The organism is Pseudomonas putida group bacterium ESBL64, from assembly GCF_045277175.1.
Taxonomy (GTDB): Bacteria; Pseudomonadota; Gammaproteobacteria; order Pseudomonadales; family Pseudomonadaceae; genus Aquipseudomonas; species Aquipseudomonas alloputida.
This window is the reverse complement of record NZ_CP145799.1, coordinates 4,911,689-4,928,965: the sequence shown is the minus strand read 5'-3', so window position 1 is coordinate 4,928,965 and position 17,277 is coordinate 4,911,689. Positions and strand designations below refer to the sequence as shown.

General features: G+C 60.6%; 18 protein-coding genes. 4 read left to right on the top strand and 14 right to left on the bottom strand.

Going from position 1 to position 17,277, the window contains the following annotated elements; all coding sequences use genetic code 11:
* Window positions 1-28 precede the first annotated feature (28 nt).
* The 7 genes from V6093_RS22360 to rplM all read right to left on the bottom strand — a co-directional run bounded on the left by V6093_RS22360 (window position 29) and on the right by rplM (window position 4,892).
* Complete coding sequence (locus tag V6093_RS22360) at window positions 29-460, bottom strand: ClpXP protease specificity-enhancing factor (protein WP_003251830.1); 432 nt, start codon at window positions 458-460, stop codon at window positions 29-31.
* 10 nt (window positions 461-470) lie between these two features.
* The gene (locus tag V6093_RS22355) at window positions 471-1,094 is read right to left on the bottom strand and encodes a glutathione S-transferase N-terminal domain-containing protein (protein ID WP_003251828.1); all 624 of its coding nucleotides are present in this window, start codon (window positions 1,092-1,094) and stop codon (window positions 471-473) included.
* A 116-nt stretch (window positions 1,095-1,210) separates the two neighbouring features.
* Window positions 1,211-1,990, bottom strand: coding sequence for a cytochrome c1 (locus V6093_RS22350; RefSeq protein WP_003251826.1), 780 nt, complete (start codon window positions 1,988-1,990; stop codon window positions 1,211-1,213).
* Window positions 1,990-3,201, bottom strand: a complete 1,212-nt coding sequence (locus tag V6093_RS22345; RefSeq protein ID WP_003251825.1) for a cytochrome bc complex cytochrome b subunit — start codon at window positions 3,199-3,201, stop codon at window positions 1,990-1,992. Before V6093_RS22345 ends, V6093_RS22350 begins: the two co-directional genes overlap by 1 nt.
* A complete protein-coding gene (gene petA / locus V6093_RS22340; RefSeq protein WP_003251823.1) occupies window positions 3,201-3,794 on the bottom strand; it encodes a ubiquinol-cytochrome c reductase iron-sulfur subunit in 594 nt (197 codons plus the stop codon). The genes V6093_RS22345 and petA overlap by 1 nt, the downstream gene beginning before the upstream one ends.
* Window positions 3,795-4,056: 262 nt before the next feature.
* On the bottom strand, window positions 4,057-4,449 hold the full coding sequence (gene rpsI, locus V6093_RS22335) for a 30S ribosomal protein S9 (protein WP_003251821.1): 393 nt from the start codon (window positions 4,447-4,449) through the stop codon (window positions 4,057-4,059).
* A gap of 14 nt (window positions 4,450-4,463) precedes the next feature.
* Window positions 4,464-4,892, bottom strand: a complete 429-nt coding sequence (gene rplM, locus V6093_RS22330) for a 50S ribosomal protein L13 (RefSeq protein ID WP_003251819.1) — start codon at window positions 4,890-4,892, stop codon at window positions 4,464-4,466.
* A gap of 258 nt (window positions 4,893-5,150) precedes the next feature.
* Here rplM and V6093_RS22325 point away from each other — a divergent pair, with 258 nt between their 5' ends.
* Complete coding sequence (locus V6093_RS22325) at window positions 5,151-6,191, top strand: NADP(H)-dependent aldo-keto reductase (protein WP_003251817.1); 1,041 nt, start codon at window positions 5,151-5,153, stop codon at window positions 6,189-6,191.
* Between the two features lie 190 nt (window positions 6,192-6,381).
* Entirely contained in the window at window positions 6,382-7,302 is a 921-nt protein-coding gene (locus V6093_RS22320) for a GlxA family transcriptional regulator (protein ID WP_173881439.1), read from the top strand.
* A gap of 106 nt (window positions 7,303-7,408) precedes the next feature.
* Here V6093_RS22320 and zapE read toward each other — a convergent pair whose 3' ends face one another.
* The 3 genes from zapE to V6093_RS22305 all read right to left on the bottom strand — a co-directional run bounded on the left by zapE (window position 7,409) and on the right by V6093_RS22305 (window position 10,726).
* Window positions 7,409-8,503 carry a cell division protein ZapE gene (zapE, locus tag V6093_RS22315; RefSeq protein ID WP_003251813.1) on the bottom strand — a complete coding sequence of 365 codons (1,095 nt, stop codon included), beginning with the start codon at window positions 8,501-8,503 and terminating at the stop codon, window positions 7,409-7,411.
* 212 nt (window positions 8,504-8,715) lie between these two features.
* Window positions 8,716-10,065, bottom strand: a complete 1,350-nt coding sequence (locus tag V6093_RS22310) for a tryptophan--tRNA ligase (protein ID WP_108078408.1) — start codon at window positions 10,063-10,065, stop codon at window positions 8,716-8,718.
* Between the two features lie 25 nt (window positions 10,066-10,090).
* The gene (locus V6093_RS22305) at window positions 10,091-10,726 is read right to left on the bottom strand and encodes an alpha/beta hydrolase (protein ID WP_004575116.1); all 636 of its coding nucleotides are present in this window, start codon (window positions 10,724-10,726) and stop codon (window positions 10,091-10,093) included.
* A 135-nt stretch (window positions 10,727-10,861) separates the two neighbouring features.
* Between V6093_RS22305 and V6093_RS22300 the strand changes: the two genes are divergently transcribed.
* On the top strand, window positions 10,862-11,299 hold the full coding sequence (locus V6093_RS22300) for a YhcB family protein (protein WP_003251807.1): 438 nt from the start codon (window positions 10,862-10,864) through the stop codon (window positions 11,297-11,299).
* A 163-nt stretch (window positions 11,300-11,462) separates the two neighbouring features.
* Here V6093_RS22300 and V6093_RS22295 read toward each other — a convergent pair whose 3' ends face one another.
* Complete coding sequence (locus V6093_RS22295) at window positions 11,463-12,659, bottom strand: methionine gamma-lyase (RefSeq protein ID WP_014859327.1); 1,197 nt, start codon at window positions 12,657-12,659, stop codon at window positions 11,463-11,465.
* 127 nt (window positions 12,660-12,786) lie between these two features.
* Between V6093_RS22295 and V6093_RS22290 the strand changes: the two genes are divergently transcribed.
* Window positions 12,787-13,266, top strand: coding sequence for an Lrp/AsnC family transcriptional regulator (locus V6093_RS22290; RefSeq protein WP_003251803.1), 480 nt, complete (start codon window positions 12,787-12,789; stop codon window positions 13,264-13,266).
* A gap of 85 nt (window positions 13,267-13,351) precedes the next feature.
* Here V6093_RS22290 and cysN read toward each other — a convergent pair whose 3' ends face one another.
* The 3 genes from cysN to V6093_RS22275 all read right to left on the bottom strand — a co-directional run bounded on the left by cysN (window position 13,352) and on the right by V6093_RS22275 (window position 17,169).
* Window positions 13,352-15,253 carry a sulfate adenylyltransferase subunit CysN gene (gene cysN, locus V6093_RS22285; RefSeq protein ID WP_406669626.1) on the bottom strand — a complete coding sequence of 634 codons (1,902 nt, stop codon included), beginning with the start codon at window positions 15,251-15,253 and terminating at the stop codon, window positions 13,352-13,354.
* 16 nt (window positions 15,254-15,269) lie between these two features.
* Window positions 15,270-16,187: a sulfate adenylyltransferase subunit CysD gene (gene cysD / locus V6093_RS22280; RefSeq protein ID WP_003251799.1), complete on the bottom strand. Its 918-nt coding sequence runs from the start codon at window positions 16,185-16,187 to the stop codon at window positions 15,270-15,272.
* Window positions 16,188-16,410: 223 nt separating this feature from the next.
* Complete coding sequence (locus tag V6093_RS22275; RefSeq protein ID WP_019752501.1) at window positions 16,411-17,169, bottom strand: Nif3-like dinuclear metal center hexameric protein; 759 nt, start codon at window positions 17,167-17,169, stop codon at window positions 16,411-16,413.
* Window positions 17,170-17,277: the final 108 nt, after the last annotated feature.

The following is a 17,277-nucleotide window of genomic DNA, read 5'->3' as shown; positions in this document are numbered from 1 at the left end:
AGGCGATCCATCTGGATCGCCTTTTTTGTTACTTGACCACTTTCAGGCTTGGCCGGCCAGTCGGACGCGGCGGCTGCCCTCCATCGTCTGGCGGGCCATCGTCATCCGGCTGCACATCATCGTCTTCCAGCTCGTCGCCATCCATCGAAGACGGCTCCAGCTCGAAGACCATACCCTGGCCATTTTCGCGGGCGTAGATACCCAGGATTGCACCAACCGGCACGAACAGCGAGTGAGCCACACCACTGAAGCGGCCCTCGAAGCTGACTGCGTCATTGTCCATGTGCAGGCTACGCACGGCACTTGGCGAGATATTCAAGACGATCTGGCCATCACTGGCGAAACCATCCGGCACCTGAACTTTCGGGAATTCGGCATTGACCAGCATATGGGGCGTGCAATCGTTGTCGACGATCCACTCGTACAGTGCTCGAACCAGATAGGGGCGACTGGAGTTCATCAACGGCTCCTTAAAGCTTGCGCATTTCACGTTCTACGGAGGACAGGCTCGCCTGAAAAGGCTCGCGGGCGAACTGGCGCTCCATGTAATCCAGCAGCGGCTTGGCTTGCCGCGGCAATTCGATACCCAACACCGGCAAACGCCAGAGTATGGGCAATAGACAGCAATCGACCAGGCTTTGCTCATCACTCATGAAGCAGGCGAACTCGCCAAACAACGGCGAGACCCCGGTCAGGCTTTCGCGCAAGGCCTTGCGCGCTTCGGTTCGGGCAGCTTCACTGCTACGCGGGTCAAGCACGGTATCGGCCAAGGCACACCAGTCGCGCTGGATGCGGTGCATCAGCAGACGGCTGTTGCCACGCGCAACCGGGTATACCGGCATCAGCGGCGGGTGCGGGTAACGCTCCTCGAGGTATTCCATCACCACGGTCGATTCATACAACGCCAGGTCACGATCGACCAAGGTCGGCACGCTGCCATAAGGGTTGACCTCGGCCAGCTTCGGCGGCAGGCGGGCGGGATCGACATCGATCAACTGCACGCTGACGCCCTTCTCGGCCAGAACCAGGCGCACCCGATGAGAATAGTGATCAGCGGGATCGGAATAGCAGGCTAACCTGTTGGTTGCGCCCATGTAGCGGCTCCTCGCACGGATGCTTGTGCAACTTTAAATGAAAACGCGCCCGGGGTGGCCTGGCAATACTGCTAGGCCACCCCGGGCGCGTTCAACAACCAGAAACTACTGCGTGATCAGTGCACGTCCTTCCAGTATTCACGCTTGAGCAAGTAGGCGAATACGAAGAAGAAAGCCAGGTACAGCAACACATAGGTGCCGATGCGCTGGCTTTCCAGTTTGACTGGGTTGGCCGAATAGGCCAGGAAGGTCACAAGGTTCTTGACCTTCTCGTCGAACTGCTCGGTCGTCAGGGTACCGGAATTCGGCGTAATGGTCAGCTGATCGCAAGCTTCATGGGTCAACGGGCTGCCGGTCAACGGGTCGAATTGCTTCTTGCCCTCGACCACCGTCTGCACCTGCTTGCAACCCACCACCTGGTTACCTTGCAGACCCACCAGCACGTTAGGCATGCCGACGTTCGGGAACACCTTGTTGTTCACCCCGTAAGGGCGCGATGGGTCCTCATAGAAGCTGCGCAGGTAGGTGTAAAGCCAATCGGTACCGCGCACGCGGGCGACCAAGGTCAGGTCGGGCGGCGCGGCACCAAACCAGGTCTTGGCGTCGCTGGGCTTCATGCCGATCTGCATGTGGTCACCAATCTTGGCGCCCGTGAACACCAGCTTCTCGAGCATCAATTCATGCGGGATACCCAGGTCATCAGCCACCCGCTCGTAACGCTGGAACTTGGCACTGTGACACCCCATGCAATAGTTGGCGAAGGTACGCGCACCGTCCTGCATGGCGGCCTTGTCAGTCAGGTCGATATCGACCTTGTCCAGCTCCAGGCCAGTTTCGGCAGCGAAGGAAAAGGCAGGCATCACTGCCAGCAAAAATACTGCAATCAACTTTTTCATCAGCCAGTCACCCTTTCCGGAACCGGTTTGGTCTTCTCAAGCCTTGTGTAGAACGGCATCAGCAGGAAGTAGGCGAAGTACAGCACCGTGCATACCTGCGACAACAAGGTACGCCCAGGTGTCGGTGCCAGTACGCCCAGCACGCCGAGGATGACGAAGGCCACGCAGAACACCAGCAGGAAGACCTTGCTGATCCAGCCCTTGTAACGCATGGAACGCACTGGGCTGCGGTCGAGCCAGGGCAGTACGAACAGCACGGCGATGGCCGCCCCCATGGCAATGACGCCCATCAGCTTGTCAGGCACCGCACGCAGGATTGCGTAGAACGGTGTGAAGTACCACACCGGCGCGATGTGCTCTGGGGTCTTGAAGGCGTTGGCCTGCTCGAAGTTAGGTTTCTCGAGGAAGTAACCGCCCATTTCAGGGAAGAAGAACACCACAGCGCAGAACACGAACAGGAACACCACCACGCCGACAATGTCTTTGACGGTGTAGTACGGGTGGAACGGAATACCATCCAGCGGAATACCGTTTTCGTCCTTTTTCTTCTTGATGTCGACGCCATCAGGGTTGTTCGAACCCACTTCGTGCAAGGCGAGGATGTGCAGTACCACCAGGCCAAGAATCACGATTGGCAGGGCAACCACATGCAGGGCGAAGAAGCGGTTCAGGGTGATGCCCGAGATCAGGTAGTCACCACGGATCCACTGGGTAAGGTCATCACCGATCACCGGGATGGCACCGAACAGCGAGATGATCACCTGGGCGCCCCAGTACGACATCTGCCCCCATGGCAGCAGGTAGCCCATGAACGCTTCAGCCATCAGCGCCAGATAGATCAGCATGCCGAACAGCCAGACCAGCTCGCGTGGCTTCTGATAGGAGCCATAGAGCAGGCCGCGGAACATGTGCAGGTAGACCACGATGAAGAACGCTGACGCCCCCGTGGAGTGCAGGTAGCGCAGAATCCAGCCGTATTCCACGTCGCGCATGATGTACTCGACCGAGGCGAACGCCTCTTCCGCCGAGGGCGTGAAGCTCATGGTCAGCCACACGCCGGTCACGATCTGGTTGACCAGCACCAGCAATGCCAGGGAGCCGAAGAAGTACAGGAAGTTGAAGTTCTTGGGTGCGTAATACTTGCTGAGGTGGTCTTCCCACATCTTGGTGGCGGGGAAGCGAGCATCAATCCAGTCCATGAACTTGCTCATCATGCGTTCTCCTGGTCGACGCCAATGACGATGATCTCGTCCGACTCATAAGAGTGCGGTGGCACGGGCAGGTTGAGAGGCGCTGGCTGGGACTTGTAGACACGGCCAGCCAGGTCATAGTGAGAGCCGTGGCATGGGCAGAAGTAACCACCTACCCACTTCGGCCCAAGGTCGGCGGGCGCCACCTCTGGTCGGAAGGTGGGCGAGCAGCCCAGGTGCGTGCACAGGCCGACGAGAATAAGAATTTCCGGCTTGATCGAGCGAACCTCAGGGTCGACGTACGCTGGCTGTACCGAGGCCTTGGACTCGGGGTCGGACAGGTCACCCGTGATTTTTTTCAGATTGCCAAGGATTTCCTCCGTTCGCCGCACGATGAATACGGGCTGGCCACGCCACTCGGCCACCATCTGCTGCCCCGCCTCGACCTTGGCGATGTTGACCTTCACCGGTGCACCCGCGGCTTTCGCCTTGGCACTGGGAAACCATGACCCCACGAACGGTACCGCAGCCCCCACTGCCCCCGCCGCCCCGACCACGGATGTCGCGGCTACGAGGAAGCGGCGCCGGCCTGCGTTGACGCCGTCATTGCTCATTCAGTCCTCTCCCATCAGCTTGCTTGGCCAGTTGGACCTGGCCTGTACTTAGGTTGTGTCAATGGCACTAAAAATTGGCCGCCATGGTAAGAAACAAATCCACACACTGACAAGGTGATTACCCCGGCAAGGGCGACAACCCACGCTTTGCTTGATCTACGTCTATGCGACAAGCGGCCACTGACTGCTGACAGGTTAGTTCAAGGCTAAAAAAAAAGCCCGGTTCCAAGGAACCGGGCTTTTTTCGACTGCCGAAGCGGTATTAACGCTTGGAGTACTGAGGACGCTTACGCGCTTTACGCAGACCCACTTTCTTACGCTCAACTTCACGAGCGTCGCGGGTGACGTAGCCAGCACGACGCAGAGCGCCACGCAGGGTTTCGTCGTATTCCATCAGAGCGCGGGTGATACCGTGACGGATCGCACCGGCCTGACCGCTGACACCACCACCGGAAACGGTGACGTAGATGTCGAATTTCTCAACGGATTCAGTCAGCTCGAGCGGCTGGCGAACAACCATGCGAGCGGTTTCGCGACCGAAGAACACGTCCAGAGAACGGTTGTTGATGGAAATGTTACCAGTACCCGGACGCAGGAATACGCGAGCGGTTGCGGTCTTGCGACGGCCAGTGCCGTAATTTTGAGTCGCCGACATAATGAACTATCCCGTTAGATCTTCAGTTCTTGAGGCTGCTGAGCAGTGTGTGGGTGAGCAGCACCCGCGTACACTTTCAGCTTGCGGTACATGTCGCGACCCAGCGGGTTCTTAGGCAGCATGCCTTTGACCGCAGTTTCGATAACACGCTCAGGGGCCTTGGCGATCAACTTCTCGAAGTTGATTTCCTTGATACCGCCTGGGAAACCGGAGTGGGAGTAGTACATTTTGTCGGAAGACTTGGCACCAGTCACACGAACCTGCTCGGCGTTGATAACGACGATGTAGTCGCCGGTGTCAACGTGAGGGGTGTATTCTGGTTTGTGTTTGCCACGCAGACGGGTAGCGATTTCGGTAGCCAGACGACCCAGGGTCTGGCCAGCGGCGTCGACTACGAACCACTCGCGCTTTACTGTTTCCGGTTTAGCAGTAAAAGTTTTCATTCTCTAAAGCCTCAGAGGCCGCCCAGCGAAAAATAGACGGCGAATCTTACTGGATAGTGCACAGCTTGCCAAGGGCAAGCGCGCAGCCGAACACAGACGCTTTTGGGGGCTCGGGTCGGGCACGCCAATGTTCGACGGGGTTCTTCCTGCGTGATGGTGCATCACTTCCGCCACGCGGAGAGGGGCTGAATTATCCAGATTGCGCGAAAAATTTCAACCTGCTTTGATTGGCTTCTATCGCCAAGGAGTGAATAACCGATGGAATACCGCCAGCTCGGCCGTACCGACCTCAACGTCAGCGCCCTGTGCCTGGGCACCATGACCTGGGGCGAGCAGAACATCCAGGCCGAGGCCTACGAACAGATTGCCCGGGCCAAGGCCGCCGGGGTCAACTTCATCGACACCGCCGAGATGTACCCGGTCCCTCCCCGCCCGGAGACCTACGCGGCCACCGAGCGCATCATCGGCAACTGGTTCCGTGACCATGGCGACCGCGACGCGTGGATCCTGGCCAGCAAGGTTGCAGGCCCGGGCAACGGCATCAGCCATATCCGTGACGGGCAGCTCAAGCACAACCGTCAGCACATCGTCGCGGCGCTGGACGAAAGCCTCAAGCGCCTGCAGACCGACCGCATCGACCTGTACCAGTTGCACTGGCCAGAGCGCAGCACCAACTTCTTCGGCAAGCTGGGCTACCAGCACCTGCCGCAGGATCACTTCACCCCACTGGAAGAAACCCTCGAAGTGCTCGACGAGCAGGTGCGTGCGGGCAAGATCCGCCACATCGGCCTGTCCAACGAAACGCCGTGGGGCACCATGAAGTTCCTGCAACTGGCCGAGAGCCGTGGCTGGCCGCGGGCGGTATCGATCCAGAACCCGTACAACCTGCTCAACCGCAGCTTCGAGGTGGGCCTGGCAGAAGTGGCCATACGCGAGCAGTGTGGCCTGCTGGCCTATTCGCCGCTTGCCTTCGGCATGCTCTCGGGCAAGTACGAGAACGGCGCACGGCCGGACAATGCACGCCTGACCCTGTTCAGCCGCTTTGCCCGTTACTCCAACCCACAGACCGTGGCGGCCTGCAGCCGCTACGTGCAGCTGGCCCGCGAGCACGGCCTGGACCCGGCGCAAATGGCCCTGGCGTTCGTCACCCGACAGCCGTTCGTGACCAGCAACATCATAGGTGCCACCAGCCTGCAGCAGCTGGACAGCAACCTGGCCAGCCTTGAACTGAACCTGAGCGCCGATCTGCTGACAGCGATCGAAGCCATTCATCAGGAGCAGCCCAACCCTGCGCCTTGAGCCAAACACTGCGCCCCGCTTCGCGCCGCTGTTACATGGGGTAGACACAATCGCCAAAAAATAAGACGATCCAGCCGGTGATTGACCACTCTACCCTATAAGAACAATGACAATGATGTTTACCCAACCCTCAGCGTCGCTGCGGCGCGTCAGCATCCTGGCCATTGACAAGGTGTTCGCTTCGACCTTGATGCAGGCCAAGGACTTCTTCCACCTCGCCAGCCTACGCTATAGCAAGCAGCTGGGCCTGGGCTTGCAGCCCATGTTCGACATCCGCCTGGTGAGCCCCGACAGCCAGCCCGTGGACAGCTTCAGCAATGTGCAGTTACCGGTTGACGGCGGCCTGGACGACGCCGATGTGATCATCCTCCCGGCCTACTGGGATGATTTCGACAACTTGCTGCAGCGTTACCCACAGGTGCTGCCGTGGTTGCGTGAACAGCACGCGCGTGGCGCGGTGCTGTGCGCCGAGGCCAGTGGTGTGTTCTGGCTGGCCGAATCCGGCCTGCTCGATGGCAAGGAAGCGACCACCTACTGGCGCTTCTTCAACAGCTTTGCCGAACGCTTCCCGAAGATTCGCCTGAACCAGGACAAGCACCTGACCGATGCCGACAATATCTATTGCGCCGGCGGTGCAACCTCGGCCTGCGACCTGTACATCTACCTGATCGAACGCTTCTGCGGTGCCAACGTGGCCCGTGCGGTGTCCCGCGACATCCTCTACGAAGTGCAACGCAACTACACCCCGGGGCGCATGGGCTTTGGCGGACAGAAGCTGCACCAGGACCTGATCATCCTGCAGATCCAGCACTGGCTGGAGGAACACTTCGCCGACAAGTTCCGCTTCGAGGATGTGGCCCGCAACCACGGCATGAGCATCCGCAACTTCATGCGTCGCTTCCAGGGCGCAACGGGTGACAAGCCGCTGCATTACCTGCAGCGGTTACGCATCGAGACAGCCAAGGGGTTGTTGTCGAGTACGCGCAAGAGCATCAAGACCATCAGTTACGAGGTGGGGTATGACGATGCCAGTTTCTTTGCGCGGCTGTTCCGCCAACACACCGAGTTGTCGCCGAACCAGTATCGGCAGCAGTTCATGCAGGAAGCCTGAAAGGCTTCCAGAGCGGCAGGTTTCGAGCTTGAAGCGACAAGGAAAAACCAGAGCGGATCGCGCATTGCCCTGAACTTTCCTTGTCGCCTGACGCTTGCCGCTGCCGTCAGGGCTTGTGTGCGCGCGCCAGGAATTCGTGCGATTGCATCTCCAGCAACCGGCTCAGGGTACGCTGGAACTCGAAGCTCAGACGCCCACCGGTATACAGGTCCTTCAACTCCACCTCGGCCGAGATGATCAGCTTGACGTTGCGATCGTAGAACTCGTCCACCATGTTGATGAAACGACGGGCGATGTCGTCGGTGGTGACGCCCATCTGCTCCACGTTGCTCAGCAATACGGCGTGGAAGATCTTGCCCAGCTCAATGTAGTCGTTCTGGCTGCGCGGCCCGTCGCACAGGGCGCGGAAGTCAAACCAGGCGACGTCGTCGCAAGTACGCAGGGCATTGATCGGGCGGTTCTCGATCATCAGCACGTCGTTTTCGATCGCCTGGGTGCACTCAGGGGTGAGCGCCTTGAAGCTGGCGCGCATGCTCTGGTGCGCCGCGTCATCGAGTGGGAAGTGGAACAGTTCAGCCTGCTCCAGGTGACGCAGACGGTAGTCGACCCCGCTATCGACGTTCACCACGTCGGTGTACTGCTTGATCATGGCGATAGCCGGCAGGAAGCGTGCACGCTGCAGGCCGTCCTTGTAGAGGCCGTCCGGCACGATGTTGGAGGTGGCCACCAGCGACACGCCATTCTTGAACAGCTCTTCCATCAAGGTGCCGAGGATCATGGCGTCGGTAATGTCCGACACGAAGAATTCGTCGAAGCAGATCACCTTGGCTTCTTCGCTGAAGCGCTTGGCAATGAGGGTCAGCGGGTTCTTCTCGCCCTTGAGGGTTTTCATCTCCTCGTGCACACGCTTCATGAAGCGGTGGAAGTGCGTACGCATCTTCTGCTTGAACGGCAGCGCTTCGTAGAAGGTATCAACCAGGTAGGTCTTGCCTCGCCCCACCCCACCCCAGAAGTACAGGCCCTTGACCGGGGTCTGCTCCTTCTTGCCGAACAGCTTGCCGAACACGCCCGGCTTGTTGTTCTGCGCGTGCACCAGGTCGTCGTACAGGCGCTGGAGGTGACGCACCGCAGTTTCCTGCGCCGCGTCATGGAAGAAGTCGGGACGTTTCAGATCTGCTTGATAGCGTTCTAAGGGAGTCATGATTCGTTAGCGAGGCAACAAAAAACGGGCCGTCACTGTAGCGACAGGCCCGCTTAATGGCAATCAGTCTGTGGGAGCGGGCGTGCCCGCGAACACCGGCAAAGCCGGTGCCATGCACCGCGGCGCCTGTTTCGCGGGCACGCCCGCTCCCACACGGATCGCGCCAGCTTTCAGAAATTGAGCAAGACAGTTGCTCCCACCGTTTGGCGGCCTCAGTCCTGCTGTGGTGCCAAGGCTTCGTTCAGGCTCTGAATGGCCGCATCACGGGCTTCAGCGTTGTCGAACTGCGGCCCGTCGGCAACCTGCTCGCCATTGAGCCACAGGCCGAAGCTCAGGCCTTCGATGCGGACATCGGCCTCGCCACCCTGCTGCAACTGCTTGCTCACGGCGCCCGCACTCTTGCCGTCGGCGAAGCTGCGCGACAGCAGCAGTTGCTCACCGTCGGCGGCCAGCAGGCGGAAACGGAAGCTGCCGTCTTCGTCACGGAAGCTGACGAAGCGTGCGCTCTTGGCAGCCTTCTTCTTCACCTCGGTGCTGGCCTGCACGCTGCTGCGGAACGAACGCAGGCCAACGGCCTCGCGCAGCTGCTCAAGGAACGGCGTGGCGATCTTGCGGGCCTTGGCAGCGCCGGCCAGCAGGATGTCTTCCAGGTCCGCCGGCCGGGCGATCAGCTGGTGATAGTACTCGCGCTTCTCGGCCAGTTGGCCGTCCAGCAGCTGGAACAGGCGCTGTTTGGCATCGCCCCAGCCCAGGCCCTGCAGCAGCTCTTCGCGGAAACTGGCGCACTGCTCAGGCGTCGAGAAGGCCTGGTACAGGGTGAACAGGTGCGCGTTGTCCGGGTCTTTCGCCTCACCCGGCGCGCGCGAATCGGTGACGATGCGCGAGATGGCGTCTTTCATGTCCTTGGCGCTGGTGAACAACGGGATGGTGTTGTCATAGCTCTTGGACATCTTGCGCCCGTCCAGGCCCGGCAGGGTCGCCACGCTTTCTTCGATCACAGCCTCCGGCAAGGCGAAGAAGTCCTTGCCTTGACCGAACAGATGGTTGAAGCGCTGACCGATATCGCGGGCCATTTCCACGTGCTGGATCTGGTCACGACCGACCGGCACCTTGTTGGCGTTGAACATCAGGATATCGGCGGCCATCAGCACCGGGTAGCTGAACAGGCCCATGGTCACGCCGGCGTCCGGGTCTTCGCCGTTCTCGACGTTCTTGTCCACCGAGGCCTTGTAGGCATGCGCACGGTTCAGCAGGCCTTTGGCAGCAACGCAGGTCAGCAGCCAGGTCAGTTCGGGGATTTCCGGGATGTCGGACTGGCGATAGAAGGTCACCTTGTCCGGGTCCAGGCCACCGGCCAGCCAGGTGGCGGCGATTTCCAGGCGCGAGCGCTGGATGCGCAGCGGGTCGTCGCACTTGATCAGGGCGTGGTAGTCGGCCAGGAAGTAGAACGAGTCGACACCGGGCTGCTGGCTGGCACGGATCGCCGGGCGGATGGCGCCGGCGTAGTTGCCCAGGTGCGGAGTGCCGGTGGTGGTGATACCGGTAAGAATGCGCGTGGTCATGGGTGTTCGCTTATTCAGGCTTGGCTCAGTTCGAAAGGCGCGGCAGCAGCAGATCCTTCAGATCGGTCAGCTTGCCATGGAAGAAGTGTCCGCATTCTGCCACTTTCAGCAGCTCATGGGGACGCGACAGGCTGTCGGACCATTCGTAAACCAGCTGCGGCGCGACGACTTCATCGGCGTCCGGCTGCACCACGGTGAGCGGGCAGCGCTGCGGCAGCGGGAATTCGGCGGTCAGGCGCATGACCGCCGGGGCGATCATGAACAGGTGCTGCAACTCGACGCCTGCCGTTTCAAGGCGCCCGGCCAGGCTGGTGGCAACGAAACCACCGAACGAAAAGCCCATCAGCACCAGCGGTAGCCCGGGGTGCCTGGCACGCAGCCATGCTGCAGCGGCCTCGGCATCGGCCACTTCGCCAGCGCCCATGTCGTGGCTGCCGGCGCTCTGGCCGACGCCACGGTAGTTGAAACGCAGGGTCACATAACCGGCATCACGTGCAGTGCGCTGCAGGGTCGAGACCACCTTGTTGAGCATGGTGCCGCCCTGGACCGGGTTAGGGTGGCAGATCAGCACCGCGCCACGGGCTTGCGCCACGTCCAGGTACAACGCTTCCAGCTGGCCGCTGGGGCCATCGATGAACAAGGGGGTTTCGCGGACAAGCAAGGCACTACTCCGTGACCTCGAGAAGGGTCGATTCGTCTAGGTGTGAAATTCTGTTCTGATTTGCGATCGCTCGCGGTATACAGCGCAGGTCTGAGCCGTTAACGTAAAGCAAAGCCGTTTATAGAGGAAGGACTCGTGGAACTCTCGCTCCTTGTTTGGTTGTTGCCAACCCTGGCCCTGGTCATCGGTGTGGCAGTCGGTTTCATTGTTGCCCGCCTGCTGCCCAATGCGGCCCCGAGCAACACCCAGCGTCAACTGGATGACATCCAGAAGCGCTTCGACAGCTACCAGAACGAAGTGGTCACCCACTTCAACAGCACCGCCATGCTGGTCAAGAAACTGACCCAGAGCTATCAGGACGTACAGGATCACCTGGCTGAAGGCGCCAACAGCCTGGCCCTCGATGACGTCACCCGCCAACGCCTGCTGGCTGCGCTGCACTCCGATGCACCGCAAGGCCCGCGTGACCGCCTGACCCCACCTAAAGACACCGCCGAAGTGCCGCGCGACTATGCGCCGAAAGTGCCTAACTCGCCGGGCATGCTGGATGAGAGCTACGGGCTCAAGCGTTGATCTGCTGAACATGCAAAAGGCCTCGCAAGAGGCCTTTTTTATGGGCTGGATTCACTGGCCCCCTTCGCGGGCACGCCCGCTCCCACAGGTCCACCACAGCATTTGAAACCTGTGAAACACCTGTGGGAGCGGGCGGGCCCGCGAAAGGGCCAGTGCAGGCAACCTAACAGCAGGCCTGCAATGCCTGTTCGACATCTGCCAGCAGGTCCTCCACATCCTCCAGCCCCACCGACAGACGCACCAACCCCTCCGATATCCCGTGATGCGCCCGCTCCTGCGGCGTATAGCTGGAATGCGTCATGCTCGCCGGATGCTGCGCCAGCGACTCGGCATCCCCCAGGCTCACCGCCCGGGCAAAGAGCTGCAGCGCATTCATGAAGCGACGCCCCGCCTCAATGCCACCCTTGAGCTCAAACGCAATCATCCCGCCAGGCAAACGCATCTGTCGCTGGGCCAACGCGTACTGGGCAAAAGACGGTAGCCCCGGGTAATGAATCAATTCCACCTGCGGCTGCCGAGCGAGAAACTCGGCCACCTGCTGGGCATTGGCGCAATGCCGGTCCATGCGCAGGGCCAGGGTCTTGATACCACGCATCAGCAACGCCGCGTCATGCGGTGACAGCACCGCGCCGGTCATATCCTTCAGCCCTTCCAGGCGGATACGGTCTACCAACGCCTTGCACCCCACCACCAACCCGGCAGTGATATCGCCATGCCCACTGAGGTACTTGGTTGCCGAGTGCACCACCAGGTCCGCCCCCAGCTCCAGTGGCCGCTGCAGGTACGGCGTACAGTAGGTGTTATCGACCACCACATGCACATCATGCCCCCGCACTGCCTCCACAACCGCCGCAATATCCACAAGCTGCATGTTGGGGTTGGCCGGTGTTTCGAAGTAGATCATCCGTGTTTTGCTGCTGATCGCCGCTTTCAGGGCCTTGGCATCGTTGAGATCGACATGGCGAACTTTCACCCCGAACTCACCAATACCGTGGTGCAGAAAAGCGAAGGTACAGCCATACAAGGTGCGTCCGACAATCAGCTCATCCCCAGGCCTTAGCAGGGTCCAGAGGGTTGAGGTAATGGCGCCCATCCCCGAGGCCAACGCCAACCCCGCTTCACCGCCCTCCAGCGAAGCCATGCGCTGCTCCAGCAAGGCCAGCGTGGGGTTGGAAATGCGGCTGTAGAAATGCCCAGGCTCCTCCCCGGCGAAGCAGGCAGCACCGTACTCGACAGTGGGAAAGGCATAGGTAGCCGTCTGGTACACCGGTGGCACCAGGGCGCCACCATGGGAAAGCGGGTCATAGCCATGATGAATGGCCCGCGTGGAAAAACCGGTGTTGTGGTGGGAGTCGCGCATGGCAACAGCCTCTTGTGGTTTGCTATAAGCTTATGCCACCGAGCTGCCCGATTTTTTCCAAAATAGCCTACGCATACACGTGCTTGCTGGAACAAAAACAATAATCAACGGACCAGGAGGGCAAAAAATGCCTTCAAGCCTCGACCGCACCGACCGCGCCCTGCTCGCCGCCTTGCAGGACAATGCCCGTCTCACCGTTGCCGAACTCGCCGACCAGGTGGCACTGACCACCTCGCCCTGCTGGCGACGGGTCAAGTTACTGGAGGAAAACGGCTACATCACCGGCTACCAGGCCATCCTCTCGCCCAAGTCGCTGGGGTTTGGCGTGACCGCGTTCGTCAGCATCATGATGGACTCGCACACCAAGGACATGGCGCTGGCGTTCGAACAGCGCCTGATGGAAATCCCCGAGATCGTCGCCTGCCACAACATCTCCGGCCGCTATGACTTTCTGCTGGAGATCCTGGCACGGGACCTGGAGTCGTTTGGCGAATTTACCCGGGAAGTGCTGCAGCGGTTGCCGGGGGTGAAGGAGATCTATTCGAGCTTTTCGTACAAAGCGGTGAAGGAAAGACGGGTGATACCGGTGTCGGAGAAACATATCTGAGACGGATCTTTCCGAGTATTGAGAAGGATCCTGAACGCGAGACAAAAAACCCCGCCGAAGCGGGGTTTTCCTTGCAGGCTAGCGCTTAGATCGCGCCACGCTGACGCAGCACGTCCAGCACCTGTTTCACGCCCTCGTCCACGCTGGTGGCCTGGGTGTCGATCACAAGATCAGCATCCAATGGCACATCGAACGGGAAGCTCTCACCCGGGATGTTGTCGCCACCGGCAGCGTACAGGCCTTGCGGGTCACGCTCGCGGCAAACCAGCGGCGAGGCCTGGACGTAAACGGTCACCAGGCGTTCCTTGCCGATCAGCGCCTTGGCCTGTTCGCGGCCTTCGGCATCCGGGGCCACAAACGCAGCCAGGGTGAGCATGCCGGCCTCGTTGAACTGGCGCGCCACTTGGGCGGCGCGGCGCCAGTTCTCGGTACGACCAGCGCGGTCCTGTGGCAGGCCCTTGTTCAGGTCGTGACGCAGGTTCTGGCCATCGAGCACGTACACCGCACGGCCCATGTCGAACAGCTTGCGCTCCACGGCATAGGCCAAGGTGCTCTTGCCAGCACCCGACAGGCCGCTGAACAGCACGGTGGCTGGCTGCTGGCCGAAGCGAAGGGCGCGCTCTTCGGTGGACACGTGGGCCTGCTTGCCATGATGGCCGGTGCTGCCGTGTGGCAACACGGGCGGGGCGATGATCATGCCGGCGCCAACGGTGCCGTTGGTCAGGCGGTCGATGACGATGAACGCACCGGTGGTGCGGTTGCTGTCGTAACCGTCGAGGGCGATCGAGGTGTCCAGGGCTACCTTGACGCGGCCGATCTCGTTCAGCTGCAGCGCGCTGGCAGCGCCCTGCTCCAGGGTGTTCACATCGACCTTGTGGGTGATGCTGGCAATCGAACCTGGCACGTAGCTGGTGGCACGCTTGATGTCGTATTTCTTGCCCGGGAGCATCGGCTCCTCGGCCATCCACACCAGCATGGCGTCGAACTGGTCGGTGACCGGCGGGACGTTGTCGGCATGTACCAGCAGGTCGCCACGGGAGATGTCGATCTCGTCTTCCATGGTCAGGGTCACGGCCTGGCCTGGGCCAGCGTTTTCCAGTTCACCTTCGTAGGTGACGATGGACTTGACCCGGCTGCTCTTGCCCGACGGCAGCACGACAATCTCGTCACCTTTGTGCACCACGCCACTGGCGATGGTGCCCGCGAAGCCGCGGAAGTTCAGGTTGGGACGGTTGACGTACTGCACCGGGAAACGCAGGTCGGTGAAGTTGCGGTCGGCCGAAACCTCGACGGTTTCGAGGATTTCCATCAGCGTCGGGCCGGCGTACCACGGCGATTGCTCGCTGTGGTTGACCACGTTGTCACCCTTGAGCGCCGACATCGGCACGAAGTGCAGGCTGCTCGGGGTCAGGTTGATGGCTTCGGCGAACTTCAGGTAGTCGGCCTTGATCGACTCGAAGACGCCTTCATCGAAGCCCTTCAGGTCCATCTTGTTGACCGCGACCACGATGTGCTTGATACCCAGCAACGACGCGATGTAGCTGTGGCGGCGGGTCTGGGTCTGCACGCCGTAGCGGGCATCGACCAGGATGATCGCCAGGTCGCAGGTGGACGCACCGGTGGCCATGTTGCGGGTGTACTGCTCATGGCCCGGGGTGTCGGCGATGATGAACTTGCGCTTGGCGGTGGAGAAGTAGCGGTAGGCGACATCGATGGTGATGCCCTGCTCGCGCTCGGCCTGCAGGCCATCTACCAGCAGCGCCAGGTCGACTTCTTCGCCGGTGGTGCCGACTTTCTTCGAATCACGGGTGATGGCCTCGAGGTGGTCCTCGTAGATCATCTTGGAGTCGTGCAGCAGGCGCCCGATCAGGGTGCTCTTGCCGTCATCCACGTTGCCGCAGGTGAGGAAACGCAGCAGTTCTTTACGCTCGTGCTGAGCCAGATAAGCGAGGATATCTTCGCTGATCAAATCGGATTGGTGCGACATGGAGTAACCCTGAAAATTAGAAGTAGCCCTGACGTTTTTTGTCTTCCATGGAACCGGCGCCATCGTGGTCGATGACCCGGCCCTGGCGCTCGGAAGTGCGCGTCAGGAGCATTTCCTGAATGATGTCGGTGAGCGTCTCGGCTTCCGACTCGACAGCGCCCGTCAGCGGGTAGCAGCCGAGGGTACGGAAACGCACCTTCTTCTTGACGATGCGGGCTTTCTCTTCCTCGGAGAGGTGCTCGAGGATACGTTCGTCGTCGATCATGATCAGGGTGCCGTTCTTCTCGATGACTTCACGCTCGGCGGCGAAGTACAGCGGCACGATCGGGATGCCTTCAAGGTAGATGTACTGCCAGATGTCCAGTTCGGTCCAGTTCGACAGCGGGAAGACGCGGATCGACTCGCCCTTGTTGACCTTGCCGTTGTACACGTTCCACAGCTCGGGGCGCTGGTTCTTCGGGTCCCAGCGGTGCTTGCTGTCACGGAACGAGTACACACGTTCCTTGGCCCGCGACTTCTCTTCGTCGCGGCGCGCACCACCGAAGGCAGCGTCGAAACCATGCTTGTCCAGCGCCTGCTTCAGGCCCTGGGTCTTCATGATGTCGGTGTGCTTGGAACTGCCATGGGTGAACGGGTTGATGCCTTGCGCCACACCCTCAGGGTTGACGTGGGTGATCAGCTCCAGGCCCATTTCCTCGACCATCTTGTCGCGGAAGCTGTACATCTCCTGGAATTTCCACTGGGTGTCGACGTGCATCACCGGGAACGGCAGCTTGCCCGGGAAGAAGGCCTTGCGCGCCAGGTGCAGCATCACGGCGGAGTCCTTGCCGATCGAGTACAGCATCACCGGGTTGTCGAACTCGGCGGCCACCTCGCGGATGATGTGGATGCTCTCCGCCTCCAGCTGTTTCAAGTGCGTCAGTTTGTCGACCATGGCTACTCACGAAAAACGATCTTATGGACGGCCTGCGGGCCGTGTTCGAGCGAGCCACTTTATCACAGCGGCTGCTTCTATTTAGGAGGCTGGCTAGATCGAAAAAGTCTAACGATATGACTGGGGGTTTGGGCTGGCAGGACCGGCCTCTTCGCAGGTGATTCCGCTCCTACGAGGCCCGCGCGTAGGAGCGGGTTCACCCGCGAAGAGGCCGACACCGCCTTCAGATGGGATTCGGGCAATCGATGAACAAGTGCTCCACGGCAAACCGTCGTGCCAGGTAATCGCCCAGCGCCTGCACCCCGTAGCGTTCAGTGGCATGGTGCCCGGCCGCAATGAAGCTGACGCCATTCTCGCGAGCACTGTGGTAGGTCTGCTCGGACGCCTCGCCAGTCAGGTACAGGTCGACCCCGGCGGCAATCGCCGTGTCGATATAGCCCTGCCCGCCGCCGGTGCACCAGCCCACCCGGCGGATCATTTCATTGCCTTCGACCAGCAACGGCTCACGCCCCAGCACCTCTTGCACCCGCCGGGCAAAATCGCGCGCGGTCATGGATTCGGCGAGCGAACCAATCAGCCCGACCACTTTGGGGTTTTCCGGGTCTAGCGGCCCTTCGACAGTGATCTCCAGTTGCCGCGCCAGCTGCACATTGTTGCCCACGTCCGGGTGCACGTCCAAGGGCAGGTGGAACGCCAACAGGCTTATATCGTTATTCAGCAAGGTCTTCAGGCGACGCTGGCGAATGCCGGTGATGCACGGGTTCTCGCCCTTCCAGAAATAACCATGGTGCACCAGCACCAGATCGGCCTCGGCCTCGACGGCGGCATCCAGCAATGCCTGGCTGGCGGTAACACCACTGACAATACGGCTGACCTGCGGCCGGCCTTCGACCTGCAGGCCATTTGGGCAATAATCCTGGATCTTCGCGCTGCCCAGGTAACGCTCGGCTTCCTCGACCAGGGTGTTTAGAGCGACGGCCATGAAAATCTCCTCGAAAACTGCGCTTTTCTCGGGCACAACGCCTGACGAACGCCCGTATAATGCCGGCCATTATGGGCCGTCGCTGTCACTGGGGGAACCGGTGTATGA

Excerpts from the sequence above, each read along its gene's own strand:
- V6093_RS22325 (WP_003251817.1), top strand. The coding sequence starts at position 5,151 with ATGGAATACCGCCAGCTCGGCCGTACCGACCTCAACGTCAGCGCCCTG.
- V6093_RS22360 (WP_003251830.1), bottom strand. The coding sequence starts at position 460 with ATGAACTCCAGTCGCCCCTATCTGGTTCGAGCACTGTACGAGTGGATC.
- zapE (WP_003251813.1), bottom strand. The coding sequence starts at position 8,503 with ATGACTCCCTTAGAACGCTATCAAGCAGATCTGAAACGTCCCGACTTC.
- V6093_RS22345 (WP_003251825.1), bottom strand. The coding sequence starts at position 3,201 with ATGAGCAAGTTCATGGACTGGATTGATGCTCGCTTCCCCGCCACCAAG.
- V6093_RS22350 (WP_003251826.1), bottom strand. The coding sequence starts at position 1,990 with ATGAAAAAGTTGATTGCAGTATTTTTGCTGGCAGTGATGCCTGCCTTT.
- cysD (WP_003251799.1), bottom strand. The coding sequence starts at position 16,187 with ATGGTCGACAAACTGACGCACTTGAAACAGCTGGAGGCGGAGAGCATC.
- cysN (WP_406669626.1), bottom strand. The coding sequence starts at position 15,253 with ATGTCGCACCAATCCGATTTGATCAGCGAAGATATCCTCGCTTATCTG.
- V6093_RS22355 (WP_003251828.1), bottom strand. The coding sequence starts at position 1,094 with ATGGGCGCAACCAACAGGTTAGCCTGCTATTCCGATCCCGCTGATCAC.
- V6093_RS22295 (WP_014859327.1), bottom strand. The coding sequence starts at position 12,659 with ATGCGCGACTCCCACCACAACACCGGTTTTTCCACGCGGGCCATTCAT.
- V6093_RS22310 (WP_108078408.1), bottom strand. The coding sequence starts at position 10,065 with ATGACCACGCGCATTCTTACCGGTATCACCACCACCGGCACTCCGCAC.
- V6093_RS22290 (WP_003251803.1), top strand. The coding sequence starts at position 12,787 with ATGCCTTCAAGCCTCGACCGCACCGACCGCGCCCTGCTCGCCGCCTTG.
- V6093_RS22275 (WP_019752501.1), bottom strand. The coding sequence starts at position 17,169 with ATGGCCGTCGCTCTAAACACCCTGGTCGAGGAAGCCGAGCGTTACCTG.
- V6093_RS22320 (WP_173881439.1), top strand. The coding sequence starts at position 6,382 with ATGCAGGCCAAGGACTTCTTCCACCTCGCCAGCCTACGCTATAGCAAG.
- rplM (WP_003251819.1), bottom strand. The coding sequence starts at position 4,892 with ATGAAAACTTTTACTGCTAAACCGGAAACAGTAAAGCGCGAGTGGTTC.
- rpsI (WP_003251821.1), bottom strand. The coding sequence starts at position 4,449 with ATGTCGGCGACTCAAAATTACGGCACTGGCCGTCGCAAGACCGCAACC.
- petA (WP_003251823.1), bottom strand. The coding sequence starts at position 3,794 with ATGAGCAATGACGGCGTCAACGCAGGCCGGCGCCGCTTCCTCGTAGCC.